Genomic DNA, 14,084 nt, shown 5'->3' with positions numbered 1-14,084 from the left:
TATTTTAATATTATATTATAACCAACAGATATGAAAGAATAAAATTAAATGGCTGAGCAGCCGAAAAATCCCTAAATGAATTCTTTTACATCCGTACTTTACCCTTATGTAAAGCTGTGCAAAGTTAAGGAATATATTTGAATTAAAAAACTATTTTAAATATTCCCTAACTTCGTCATTACTTTTATTGAAAATTAACAATCAGCAATATTAACCGCTACGGCTAACCCTCCTTCTGATGTTTCTTTGTATTTGTTATTCATATCCTTAGCCGTTTCCCACATGGTATTCACCACTTTATCTAAGGGTACTTTCGCGTTCAATGGATCGGTATCTAATGCTAACTCTGCCGCATTAATGGCTTTAATTGCACCCATAGTATTACGTTCGATGCAAGGAATTTGAACTAAACCACCGATTGGATCACATGTAAGTCCAAGATGATGTTCCATTGCAATTTCTGCCGCCATTGTCACCTGTGCAGGAGTTCCACCCATTAATTCACATAATGCAGCCGCTGCCATAGCAGAAGAAACACCAATTTCGGCTTGACAACCTCCCATTGCAGCAGATATGGTAGCCCCTTTTTTAAAGATCGAACCGATTACTCCAGCAGTGATTAAGAATTGTTTGATTTCCTTCTCACCCGCTTTATGATTTTCAATGACTAAATAATACATTAAAACAGCAGGAATTACCCCTGAACTCCCATTCGTAGGAGCTGTTACTACGCGCCCTAACGAAGCATTCACTTCATTGACTGCTAATGCAAAACAAGAAACCCATTTTAAAATTTGTCGGAAATATACTTTCGTTTTACGAATGGTTTGTAACCACTCCCATGGTGTTTCATAAGGTAAATCTCCTTTTAAATTGAGATGCATATCGTAAGCACGTCGCTTTACATTTAATCCACCAGGTAAAGTGCCTTCAGTATGACAACCAATGTACATGCATTCTAACATGGTGTTCCAAACACGCATTAATTCGTGATCAATTTCTTCTGGAGTACGAATCGATTTTTCATTTTCGTACATGATTTCGGAAATCGATTTGTTTTCTTGTTTACAGAAAGCTAATAGTTCGTCTGATGTATTGAACAAATAAGGAAACTCACATGACATTTCAGAGACCAATGAATCTTCATTTTCCTTTGTAACGAAACCTCCTCCCACGGAATAAAACGTAGATTCATAGATACGGTCATCAAGAGTTGCTGTAAATTTTAATCCATTGGCATGATAGGGTAAAAAGTTACGATTAAATACGATATCTACCTCTGGATCAAAATCTATGATTTTATCATGACCAAAATTTAATTGCTTATTTTCTTTGATGGTTTGAATAGAAGAATCGATAGCATCGACTGGAATATATTCCGGATCAGCTCCTGATAACCCAAGCATAACTGCATAATCTGTGGCATGCCCTTTACCTGTTAAAGATAAAGATCCAAACAAATCTACTTTTACATGAGATACTTGATCAAAAAGCTGAAGGTCTTTGACTTCTTTAATAAAACGCTCTGCTGCTCTCCATGGTCCAAGCGTGTGAGAACTCGACGGACCAATCCCTATTTTCAGCATATCAAAAACAGAAATACATTCCATAATTCAATTTGATTTATATTTTTTCCAAAAACAAAGATAGATGGAAATTTGACATATTCATTTTTTAATGTTTTTATTTTAAGAATACGTAAACAAATAACCGCTATCACTTTCAATGTCATAATTATACAACAAAAAAAAGGCTTCAAACAAATGAAGCCTTTTTTTGGATTATCGTATAAATTTTATTTAAACTTCTTCCAATAAGGAAATATTACCGCTAATCCATATCCAATGAATACGAATAGTGCGAATAATGTATATAATGTTCCATCGGCCATAAATTCAGGTTGAACAGCTGAAGCGATGAATAAAGTTGAACCGACTAAATAAGGACCAACTTTTTTGAACATATAGGTTAAGACAATTCCAATCAATGACAAGATGGATAATCCAATTGTAGTGATCGGATACCACGAAGGCATTTCTGGAGCGTCTTCATTTAAAAATGATCGAAATAAATAATCGTTTGTATCATATAAAACATATCCACGGTACAATAAACTTAAAATGATGAATAACATCATTATAAACATTAAATGAAACCAAAAGGATTTTCCATCACCTTCATGAAAAACGTTACGGTCTTCTTTTTTGGGATGAATTAAATTGTTACGATCAAACAAATCGTCTCTTTCGATGTCGTTATTTTGATTTGTCATCTTATTTCAAGATTAGAAAAGGAAATCATATCCTTTTAAACTTAACTTCTCGTATTTTTCTTCGTCAAAACGATACAACTTCGATACTTTACGGTGAAGTTTAGGATCAGTTGTATTTCCTGTTTCAATAATTAAATTAGAATTAAAGATTTTCTTACGGAAATTTCTTTTATCTAATTCACGATTCAATGCTTTTTCGTATAAACTCTGTAACTGCGCAATTGTAAATTCTGCAGGTAAAAGATTAAAACCAACCGGACGACGTTTTACACGTCTTTTGATACGCTCTTTTGCATATTGAATGATTTCATTATGATCAAATGCCAAATCAGGAATACGATCATATGCATACCAACATCCACCTTGTAATTTCACCTTTTCTTCAATTTCTGGTGTTAATTTTACTAAAGCGTAGTATGCTACATTAATTACACGTCCCATTGGGTTTCGGAAAACTTTTGTAAAGGCCTTTAATTGCTCGATGTATGTTTCGTGTTCATTATAGGCAATTTTTTCCGTTAACAATTCGTGAATTGCTTGATCATTACTTACTGAAGGTGCAATGTATTTACCTGGTAAAACCAATGCCCCTTCAAAAGGATCACCTTGCTTTTTATATACTAAAACTTTAAGTTCTTCACCATCAAATCCGAATAAAACCAGACTTGAACAAAGGGCAACTTGAAAGTATTTTTCTTTTTCTTCTGCTGTCATTTTGTGGAAAAGGAGTAATACGATTTCGTATAAGGTTTATGTTTTATTGAAAGATTGAATGCATCAATCGGTTTTTGTCGTTGAAAGATTCTTCTAAAGAAATCATCGATTCTGTTCTTAACACATCATCAATTTGATCAATTCGATAGATAACTTCTTTCGCGTCGCTAGTATCTTTGGCACGTATTTTACAAAAAATATTATATTTTCCTGAAACAACATGAACCACAGTCACATTAGGAATTTTGTATAATTCGTCAATTACTTTTTGAGTTTTACTTGTTTTTGTTAACAATAACCCCACGTAAGCAACAAATTGGTACCCCATTTTATCATAATCAGTTATTAAAGTCGTTCCTTTAATAATACCAGCTTCTTCTAACTTCTTTACACGCACATGAATTGTACCAGCAGATACATTCATTTTTTTCGCAATTTCAGTAAAAGGCATTCTTGTATTATCAATTAAATACATTAATATCTTCTTATCAACTTCATCAATTATGTAATTCATTTTCTCTCTTTTTGCCTATTATTATTATTTTAACAAAAAATATGATTAATTTTTAGCAAAAATATAAATAATAGTCACAATACTCAAAATATTTTTTAATGATTTATTTAATATTTTTAGTTTTGTTGAATGATGTCCTAAAATATTAAGGACGAATCACTTTTGTTTGTTTGCGCGAGTTTATTGTCTAACCAACAATAAACTCTTTTTTATTTTATACGCACCAACCCTCTTCTTTGTGGTTTATTCTCCACTGGTTTTTCTCGTGGTTTTTCATTTTTCGATACGGCGCGATGACTTAATGTATCTTGTGCATTATGTGACACTGGTTGCTCCGATGTTTTTTGACGAACTGAATCTTCCTGAAGCGGTTCGATTGATAATGAACGCGTTTTGAATTCTGCTTTGGCTTTTCTCTCTTTTTGTTTCGCTCCAATAAATTCTTTGAAATTATCAAATGAAGCATTATAAGTAATCCCTCCACCATAACTTTGGTTCATCATAGTATTACCTCCTGTGAATTGTTGTAAACCAAATGTTGTTGGTTTTGTAAAGGCATGCAACACTAAGGATCCATTATTGACTTTCGAAATATCATAAGATAAATCTAAATTTCCATCAAAATTTTCTACATACTGATTACGTAAGGCCATTCCATAGGCTCCACGAATACGAAGTCGATCATTGATTTGATAACTCAACGAATATCGAACTTTATCGTTGGTACTGGACTGTTGACTACCTCCAATATATTCTAAATCGATGTCCACACCATTAATAATCGAAGATAACATTCCTGCAATGGTTGATAATCCAATATCAGCTGCCGTACTTGTAACGCCTGAAGTAATATCTAACGCATCTCCAAATTTACCCGTCAATAAGATATAGGAGAATTGAAGCATTTGTTCTTCTTGATTTGCTCTAAATTTCGATTGTAATTGCGAATTAATATCAGATCCAGCATTTGGTAAAGTAAGCCCAAAATCAATTTGTGGACGTGCTAATGTCTCTGAAATATTGATCGAAAGTTCCGTATCATATACTTGTGAAAATCCAATACCTAAGTAATCCCCCACATTCGATACCGTACGTTCGTAAACCGCGTTAATATTAAGAGTGGCATCCATTGGATTTCCAGAAAATTGAACAGCTGATCCTTTTTTCACTTTAAAATCTTTAGGAATTAAAGGAATTTGACGGAATTCATAGGTTCCACTTTCTATATTATATACCCCTGTTAAGCTTAAACCAGCATTATTCATGACAAAACGTAAATTCTCAGCAGTTCCTCGTGCTGATGCTTTATCGTTCGTTGTTGCATCAAACACCAGATTCACTTGTGCATTTGGATAAGCATTGATATTTAAATCAATCGTCATTCCTTTTGGACGATTTTCAGATTTATCCGTTTCTACATTTTTCGTTTGATTTGGTACAAAACGCACTAAGTTACTTTCTGATTCTACCGTTGTACTACCGGTATTAATCGTCAATTCTGAATTTCCTACTACTGTAGCATCCCCATAGATTCCTAATTGTTCAACAGGTCCCATCATCAGCACATCACCTTTGGCGAAAATTTTACCAAAGAATAGCTCATTATCCTTAATATTGGTATTCATCACCAAAAGGTTATCGGCATCAAATTGCAAGTTTAATCCCCATTCACTAACGTTACGGAAAAGAATGGCACCATTCACAACACCTGTTGTTTGATATGTCGTATCTTTAAATCGCGCTTCATCTAACATGATAATCCCTTGTCGATTTCCTTCTTTCGAAACAAATAAATTATTCTCCCCTTCGAATAAATAATCTACACCAAGGAAGTTTACCTTCATACCTAAGTCTTTAGCGATTAAATCACCATTAATATTTGGCAAGTTCAATGGACCATTGATATGCACATCTCCCGACATGGTTCCGCGAATATTTGAAAATACGGTACTCAAGAACCCTTCTAAGAAATCCACATGGAATTCATCTAAGTTCGCATAGATATCCAGTTCTGGACCAGTAGGTTTATTGATAATATCACCTCTTGCAATAACCGACTCAATGTTTTCACGCAATAAACTCATATCAAAATTGAAAATATTATCTTCCACATTATAGCCACCATTTAAGGTCAAATCACCCAAAAGGAATTTATTTAAGGCCAGTCCATCTACTTTCGTTTCTAATATTGGTTCTAACTTTTCTTTTGTACGTAAAACATGCACTTTTCCATTGGCAATCCCTTCGATTTCTAATTTACCCAGAACTGCTTTCGGGATAATTTTATCCAAATTTAAATTTGTAAAATTCGCATCGAAATTATAATTCTCTTTCTCATAGAACACTCCACTAATATCCAAGTGTTGATCCTCTGATTCCAAAACTAAGTCTTGAATCATAAATGATTTCTTTTTAGGATTAAGAATCATTCGATTGGATTTTAAATTATTGGTAGGATTAATTGCCCAACGCGTCGAGTCAATTTGGATCGTCGATGGTGAGAATCCGAAAATATAATAGTCTTTATTTTGAGTTAAAGTATGATATAAATTTAAATTGAAATCGACTGGATTTTTACGACCTATTTTAAAATCTGTCGTTAACAATAGTGTATCGTTTTTAGGAACAGATTTAATATCAATTTCGCGAATTGTTACTCCACTGACCTTTAAACTATCCACTTGTGCATTAAGTTTATTGGTTTCTTCTAAAGTATTCAGATATAATTTTGAACGGAACAATTCCACGCCTGCATAGGACATTCCGGGAGTATCCACATCGACACTTAATGCATTTGCATCAGAATCAATGTATCCTTTCAAACGAGTATCCGGTTCAATTTTAATTGAAGGATCAAAATAACTTAATAAGTTTTGTTGAACGAAAATATCAAAATCAAATTTTTGACCAGAACTCACTTTCTTTGCTTTAAATGATGGTACCAATGGTACCAAAGCATTGTTTACAACATTTACAATTTCTGTTACTTTAAATTGACCATCTAAAGTCGCTTGCATATAATCTGGAACATTTAATTCCATTCGTTTATGATTACCATCAACGGTTGAATTTAAAGTCACGTGATCAAATTGAATCGTATCCCTCTTTGAACGATAGTACACATTCTTAAGATCTAAATTCCCACGTAAATCATTTAAATTTGTTAAGGAAAATTCTCCCACTACATCACCGCGAACGATTGCATTCATATTTTTAGTAATGCCTAAAAAATCCAAATTGACTTGACGAAGATTTGACGTAAAATTAAAGACATATGGTTTTCCACTAAAATTAATATTTCCAACCAATTGTCCATTAAGATTCGGATCTTGGATGTCAAATAATCCATTGAATGTATAGTCTTTAACGACACCATCTACGGTGATGTTATTATAACGTTTCCCTAATAAATCAATGTAGCGTAAATTACCATCCAAATCAATATTCATTTTGGAGATATCTGTTCCTACCCCATTAAATTTAACACGCCCACTGACATAACCCAAATCCTTCACTTCAGTAATCTGCTGTAAATTAAGATTTTTAGCATCAAGAATCCCTGAATATATCATGGATTTTGGATTTCTATAATTTCTTAAATTGGCACGAATATCCGCATCTCCTAATGCCGTTACGGCATAACCTGCTAAATCGATTTGAGAAGGAGTTAAACTTAAATCTCCACGATAATTCATTACACCAAATCGATCGATGAAGATTGGAATTCGTTTCGAAACAAATGTGGGTAAAAGATTTCGCAGTCGATCGTATGAAGTAGTTGCTTTTAGACTTTTTGAATAGATTTTTAGATCCCCATTCATCATGTCTGTCAATTTTAATTGATTTGCACCAGCATAGGTTTGACCTCCATTCAGTTCAAAATCAGTAAATGTTAAATCATTTAAAGTTCCTTTCGCTTTACCAAATACTGCTACTGAAGAATTATTATCAAATAAATCCGTAAAATATCGAATATCTTTAAAATTAATTATAGACCCACGATCAAAGAACACATCCCATCGCACTTTATTATTGAAGTCGGACATATCAGATGGTTTGTCATAACTCAACAAAAAATGTCCATTGAGTGTCGAATCATCGGTACGAAGATTTACATTATCAATACGGATTTCTTGCTTAGAATAATGAAATTGACCGGTAAAATTTTTGACAGTATATTTTTCACCATTGCGATCCGCTGAAAAACAAAAATTACTCAATTGCGCTGTGATGTCACTGTCTACAAGTTTAAAGTCTTTGACATGCAATTGCACATTTTGTGCATTTAACCACAAATTTCCAGAATTTTGGTTCAGAATAGAAACTTTCCCATTCTTAATGTAAAAATCACCATCTAATTTAAATGTACGCGTTGGATCTTTTGGTTTATCCGAACTGAAACCATTTACAAACTTAATAAAATTACTTACGGAATCGCCTTTATACGTGATCACTTGAATATGGGGTTGTACCAATTTGACTTCTTTCAAATTGATATAATCTGGATTTGCAACAATCGACCATATACTTAATGTCGTTTGAAGTTGACGACCAGTAATAAAATCAAGATCATGATCATCCTTGATCGAAATATCATTTAAATATATTTTCCCGAAGAAATCGATGTCCACTGAATCAACATACATTCTTGTGTTCAGCGATTTATTTAATTTTTCTAAAGCGAATTTAGCGATTTTGGATTGTACTGAAGGGATTTGAATAGCAATAGAAACACTCAGTAAAAGTGTTATAATCAGTACAATACATACTAAAATTACTCTTCCTATTCTTCTGACTATTTTCAATGGTTTAAAATTACGATATTTGCAATGTAAAAATAGTTATAAATTTTATTCTACAAGGATTTATGAGCGTTAAAAACTACATTTTAGCCATAGAATCTTCGTGCGATGATACGGGAGCAGCAGTGATATTAGAGAACAAAATTCTTTCTAATGTGATTGCCAGTCAGAAAGTGCACGAACAATATGGTGGCGTAGTACCCGAGTTAGCATCCAGAGCACATCAACAAAATATCGTTCCTGTCGTGGATCAAGCCTTAAAAAAGGCCAATATTACGAAAGAAGAATTAAAAGCAATTGCCTACACGCGAGGACCAGGATTAATGGGTTCTTTATTAGTTGGAGGTAGTTTTGCAAAATCCTTTTCGCAAAGTTTAGATATTCCTCTGATTGAGGTAAATCATATGCAAGGTCACATTTTAGCAAACTTTATTGAGGATGCGAATGAAGTGAAACCTACATTTCCATTTTTATGTTTAACGGTAAGTGGTGGTCATACCCAAATCGTAAAGATCAATGATTATTTGGATATGGAAATTTTAGGTGAAACGATTGATGACGCTGCTGGTGAAGCTTTTGATAAAGCTGGTAAAATTTTAAATTTACCTTATCCTGCAGGGCCAATTATCGATAAAAAATCTAAAATTGGGGATCCGACTAAATTTAAATTTTCGAAACCAAAAGTTGAAGGATTGAATTTTAGTTTTTCAGGTTTAAAAACTTCGATTTTATATTTTATTCAAAAAGAAGTAAAAAACAATCCCAACTTTATCGAAGAAAACATCGATGATTTATGTGCATCTATCCAACGTACCATTGTTGAAATATTGATGGCTAAAATTAAACAAGCTTCTGATGAAACAGGCATCAAACAAATTGCCATTGCCGGTGGGGTTTCAGCGAATTCAGAAATTAGAGCACGTTTAAAAGAAGGAGAAAACCAATACGGTTGGACCACTTACATTCCAAAATTTGAATACACGACAGATAATGCAGCTATGATTGCCATTGTGGGACAATTGAAGTATGAACGCGAATTATTTGCAGAACGTACGGCCAAATCTGTTGCTAAATATCACATTTAATATGAAATTATTTTTTGGATCATTTGAAGGGGACAGCGCCTTTTTAAATGAAGATGAAAGTCAGCATTTTGCTAAAGTTTTAAGAGGATCTGAAGGAGATATTGTCAACATTACAGATGGTGATGGTCGTTTAGCAGAATGTGAAATTATTTCTGTTTCAAAAAAAACAGTTGAAGGTAAAATTTTAAATCTTCAAGAAAATTATGAACAGAAAAAATATTATTTGCATGTCGCAATTGCACCTACAAAAAATATTGAGCGTATTGAATTTTTCTTAGAAAAATCCACTGAAATCGGGATTGATGAAATTACGTTTATACAATCTTTTCATTCAGAGCGTAAAAACATTAAAATTGAACGTTTAGAAAAAATTGTACAATCTGCGACGAAGCAATCCTTAAAAGCCTATTTACCAAAACTGAATGATTTGGTGAAATTTCATGACTTTATTCAACGCGATTTCAGCGATTATAAAACCTGCATCGCCCATTGTGAAAGTGATATTGAACGTACACCATTCACTACAATTTTAAAGGATACTCCTGAAAAAATATTGGTTATGATTGGACCAGAAGGCGATTTTTCACGCGAAGAAATTAAAGCAGCCTACGATCTTCTTTTTACAGGGATTACCTTAGGTAAACAACGTTTTCGAACAGAAACAGCAGCTTTACAGGCTGTTTTTGCCACTGATTGGAGCTTTAATCATTAATAACAAAAAGGAACTCGATTGAGTTCCTTTTTTTATATCCATAACATACTTGCTGCAATCGTCAATTGAGCACTATAATAGAAAAGGTAATTCCCTATGATCATCCATGGCTTTTCTTGTTCACCGAAATATGAATGACTCAAAATTAAATCTGAAATAAGAAATAAAGCCATTCCTCCCCCAAACATCCATAGTCCGAGATTAGAATACATACCTCCTATCCAAAATGCTAAACACATGATAAACGTTAGAATAAACGCATATATCGAAGAAATGATTCGAAATTTACCAAAATTTAATTTCATTGGAATCTCAGTCATTAAAACCATAAAAACACTCATTCCTGCAAATCCAAAAATAAAGGAATACGAAATGGTATTTAATGGATAATTTAATAAGAAATATCCGATATATACCAAATGCCCCAAAATAAAGGAAGTAAAACCAAAATAGGTATAAAAATCATTATGCTGCGGATAAATGAGCTTTAAATCTAACACAATATCTCCGATCAATCCAAAGATTAGTGCAATGATTACAACAAATCCTACTTCAAGCAAAGTGGGGTGCTGAATCACAATGGTACTAGCAAAAAAAATAATGAAAAGCGTCGTCAGCATTTTTAATACTAACGCGCGTAAACTTGGCCCTTTTAGTTTTAAACGAACATAAAATATCCAAGCTGTAAGAATTGCGATAAAAAAAAAGATTAGCATATAATTTGTGGTTATACACTAATCTATAAAATATTATTGACTTTTATCTTTTATAAATTCATTTACGATTACTTTTATGCGTTTTGAATGAACATCTTTTGCAAATCGCTTCGGTGGAGCCACGCGTTCAGCACAATTCTCCATCCCACAATTTTCACATGTCACAGCCACCTCTCGCACAGGAATCGTAGGATCTGATAAAAACTTAACTTTTCGTTGAGCACTCTTGTATAAAATCCCAATTGTTACACTTCTCAAATAATCCGGATTAAAAGGATCACGTGTACCGGAAGAAATCACATAATATTTTTGGTTGTTATTGAAGGGATAAATTGAGATTTGAGAAGAAATTATATGTTGTTCCTCTAAATCTTCAGCTTCTTCCAATTTTTTCAACACATTAAGTGAAACCCATCGACGACAATAATGTTCGTCTGTCTCATTCGCCTGAGGCGATTGTTGTTGATTTAAATGCAATTCTTTAGTCAATTTAAAGTTACCCGAACCCTTTTTAGTTGTTAATCTTAAGAAGAATAAATCGCGAATATTAAAATGTTTAGGTAATAAATTGGTCATTCGCTGATAAACCGTTTCTGGAGATTCGGTATAGTTTGCAAATAATTTTAAAAAGTTTTTGGTATCATGCTCTTCTGATGAGAATAATTCTGTTAATTTCTGAATCAATTCATCTTCAGGTAAAAGCAGTGCACCTGCAAAATAAGAAGCATAAAAATTATTCAACAATTGATCAAAATTTTCAAAAGAAACCCATGAATAGGTATTTAATCGTTCCTTAAGATTTAAATAATTATACCCCAATTCTTTTGCTAAAATAAAACGCTTTTGATCAAGATCCGAATCACTGTTGATGTACAAATGTTTTTTCTCTTCAATAAAAATTGAACGTAATTTTCCTAATTCAGGACGTTTATAGGATTTAAAATCTTCTATATAAATTTCATAATTAAATTCTTCTTTTAAAATTTCCATCATCAATTCATCTGTGATGGTTTCACCTTCCTTGTTGGTTGAATATTGATTCATGAAATTTTTAGCCGCCAATTCGATTTCAGGAAAATAATTATCATTGGCCTCCTGAAAAGATCGTAACGAGGCTAAGAAGAAAGATTCGCGAGTTAAATTATAATTATTACCAATTTCAATCAATGTAGAAATAAAGGCATTCACCTTCATAGGAGCATTGGAAATAATCTCAATTAAATCTCTTTCTTCGATACCAAAAAGTTCTAATGGAATTTCTTGCAAAAGATTAGATTGTAAAATTTCAGCAACTGGAGCCAAATTTTTATCCAATTTAAGAGAAACTAATTCATCATATGAAACATCAAATGCTTCAGCCAATAGAATAATCTTGTCGGTCTTTGGATATTTTTTCCCTTTTTCAATCTCATTTAAATAGGACTTCGATAAACCTGTCATCTTCGATAACTTAAAGAGTGATAAATCTTTAGCTGTTCTAATCTGCTTAATTTTTAGTCCAAAAATTAACTTTATATAATCTTCTTGCATTTTTTTAAAAAATTATTTGGTGAATCTAAACGAAATTTTATAATTTAGCGAACGTTCGCTGAAAGTATATTTCCGCTTACAAACAAACCAAAATTACACAAAAAAACACAAACCTATGAGAACCGCTATTAATGAATTTATTGTAGCGCCAAAAGTTCAGAATACGTATTCCGATATTTTGACGCCTGAAGCCATCGATTTTTTGCTGGCTTTACATGAGAAGTTCAATTCAAGACGCCTTGAATTATTGGCCGAGCGTGATGCTCGTCAAAAGTTTTTTGATCTGGGAAACTTTCCAAGTTTTCAACAGAATACGAAAGAAATTAGAACAAGTGAATGGGTTGCTGCGCCAATTCCAGCGGATTTACAGGATCGTCGTGTAGAAATTACCGGACCAGTGGATCGCAAAATGGTTATTAATGCGTTAAACTCTGGAGCTAAAACATTTATGGCAGACTTTGAAGACAGTAATTCTCCTACATGGGATAATAATTTACAAGGTCAACAAAATCTTAGAGATGCTATAAATCGTACCATTTCGTATACGGACGAATCAAAAAATAAAACCTATCGATTAAATAAAAATGTTGCTGTTTTGTTAGTGAGACCACGCGGTTTACACTTAAATGAAAAGCACATCACAATACATAAAGAGGAAATATCAGGCTCACTATTTGACTTTGGTTTATATTTTTTCCATAATGCACACACGTTACTTTCCAATTCAAGTGGGCCTTATTTCTATCTTCCGAAACTTGAACATCATTTAGAAGCCCGATGGTGGAATGATGTTTTTGTTTTCGCACAAGACTATTTGCAAATCCCTCAACAAACAATTAAAGCTACTGTATTAATTGAAACCATTACTGCAGCCTTCCAAATCGATGAAATCATTTTCGAGTTGAAAGATCATATGGCAGGATTAAATTGTGGTCGATGGGATTACATCTTTTCTTATATCAAAAAATTCAGAAATCATCCCCATTTTATCGTTCCTGATCGTAGTCAAGTAACTATGATATCTCCATTTATGGAAGCCTATTCATTAGCTGTGATTCAAACATGTCATAAACGAAATGTACATGCAATTGGAGGTATGGCAGCTCAAATTCCTGTGAAGGATAATGAGGCTAAAAACGAGGAAGCTTTTACTAAAGTAAAAAAGGATAAACTTCGTGAAGTAAAAAATGGTCATGATGGAACTTGGGTTGCTCATCCTGCATTGGTAGATGTAGCCATGGCTATTTTTGATGAATATATGCCTACACCAAATCAAATCCATGTGAAACGTGAAGACGTATTAACCACGGAAGAGAAATTATTAGAACTTCCGAAAGGAACCATTACTGAAAAAGGTATTCGTGAGAATATTAATGTGGGTATTCTTTACTTAGAAAGTTGGTTATCGGGAAAAGGAGCTGCTGCATTGTATCATTTAATGGAAGATGCTGCAACTGCTGAAATTTCAAGAACACAAGTCTGGCAATGGCTGAAGAATCACATCCGATTAGAAGATGGATCTGAATTTAATTGTGAAAAATACAAACAATTAAGAACTGATGAAGTTGCGAAAATTAAAGCAATGATTGGTTCTGAAAATTATACCAAAGGAAAATTTGACTTAGCCATCCAATTATTTGATGAGTTGGTGCTAAATCAAGAGTTCAAAGAATTTTTAACATTAAGCGCCTATCCGTACATCTAGAATATAAAAGACTCTCTCTACTAATAAAAGCCCC

General features: G+C 33.1%; 10 protein-coding genes. 3 read left to right on the top strand and 7 right to left on the bottom strand.

The features are described 5' to 3' along the window. Positions 1-194: 194 nt before the first annotated feature. The 5 genes from AC1QSP_RS01270 to AC1QSP_RS01250 all read right to left on the bottom strand — a co-directional run bounded on the left by AC1QSP_RS01270 (position 195) and on the right by AC1QSP_RS01250 (position 8,305). Positions 195-1,610, bottom strand: coding sequence for an L-serine ammonia-lyase (locus tag AC1QSP_RS01270; protein WP_484079421.1), 1,416 nt, complete (start codon positions 1,608-1,610; stop codon positions 195-197). 185 nt (positions 1,611-1,795) lie between these two features. Beyond that, positions 1,796-2,272: a hypothetical protein gene (locus AC1QSP_RS01265; RefSeq protein ID WP_484079420.1), complete on the bottom strand. Its 477-nt coding sequence runs from the start codon at positions 2,270-2,272 to the stop codon at positions 1,796-1,798. A gap of 12 nt (positions 2,273-2,284) precedes the next feature. After that, positions 2,285-2,986 (bottom strand): NUDIX hydrolase, encoded by a 702-nt coding sequence (locus AC1QSP_RS01260; protein WP_484079419.1) that lies wholly within the window; start codon positions 2,984-2,986, stop codon positions 2,285-2,287. Positions 2,987-3,029: 43 nt separating this feature from the next. After that, positions 3,030-3,500, bottom strand: coding sequence for an Lrp/AsnC family transcriptional regulator (locus AC1QSP_RS01255; protein ID WP_322970251.1), 471 nt, complete (start codon positions 3,498-3,500; stop codon positions 3,030-3,032). Positions 3,501-3,709: 209 nt separating this feature from the next. Then, positions 3,710-8,305 (bottom strand): translocation/assembly module TamB domain-containing protein, encoded by a 4,596-nt coding sequence (locus AC1QSP_RS01250; RefSeq protein WP_484079418.1) that lies wholly within the window; start codon positions 8,303-8,305, stop codon positions 3,710-3,712. A gap of 62 nt (positions 8,306-8,367) precedes the next feature. Between AC1QSP_RS01250 and tsaD the strand changes: the two genes are divergently transcribed. Both tsaD and AC1QSP_RS01240 read left to right on the top strand, forming a co-directional pair. Further along, entirely contained in the window at positions 8,368-9,387 is a 1,020-nt protein-coding gene (tsaD, locus tag AC1QSP_RS01245; protein ID WP_484079417.1) for a tRNA (adenosine(37)-N6)-threonylcarbamoyltransferase complex transferase subunit TsaD, read from the top strand. A gap of 1 nt (position 9,388) precedes the next feature. Beyond that, entirely contained in the window at positions 9,389-10,099 is a 711-nt protein-coding gene (locus AC1QSP_RS01240) for an RsmE family RNA methyltransferase (RefSeq protein ID WP_484079416.1), read from the top strand. Positions 10,100-10,131: 32 nt separating this feature from the next. On the opposite strand, the gene AC1QSP_RS01235 is transcribed toward AC1QSP_RS01240, so the two are convergent. Next, the gene (locus AC1QSP_RS01235) at positions 10,132-10,815 is read right to left on the bottom strand and encodes a lysoplasmalogenase family protein (protein WP_484079415.1); all 684 of its coding nucleotides are present in this window, start codon (positions 10,813-10,815) and stop codon (positions 10,132-10,134) included. A 33-nt stretch (positions 10,816-10,848) separates the two neighbouring features. Further along, a complete protein-coding gene (locus tag AC1QSP_RS01230; protein WP_484079414.1) occupies positions 10,849-12,345 on the bottom strand; it encodes a helix-turn-helix domain-containing protein in 1,497 nt (498 codons plus the stop codon). A 115-nt stretch (positions 12,346-12,460) separates the two neighbouring features. Here AC1QSP_RS01230 and aceB point away from each other — a divergent pair, with 115 nt between their 5' ends. Continuing rightward, complete coding sequence (gene aceB, locus AC1QSP_RS01225) at positions 12,461-14,050, top strand: malate synthase A (RefSeq protein WP_484079413.1); 1,590 nt, start codon at positions 12,461-12,463, stop codon at positions 14,048-14,050. The last annotated feature ends 34 nt before the right edge of the window (positions 14,051-14,084 follow it).

This window comes from Faecalibacter sp., from assembly GCF_057177045.1.
The sequence above is the reverse complement of the archived record's forward strand: the minus strand, read 5'-3'. Positions and strand labels throughout refer to the sequence as shown.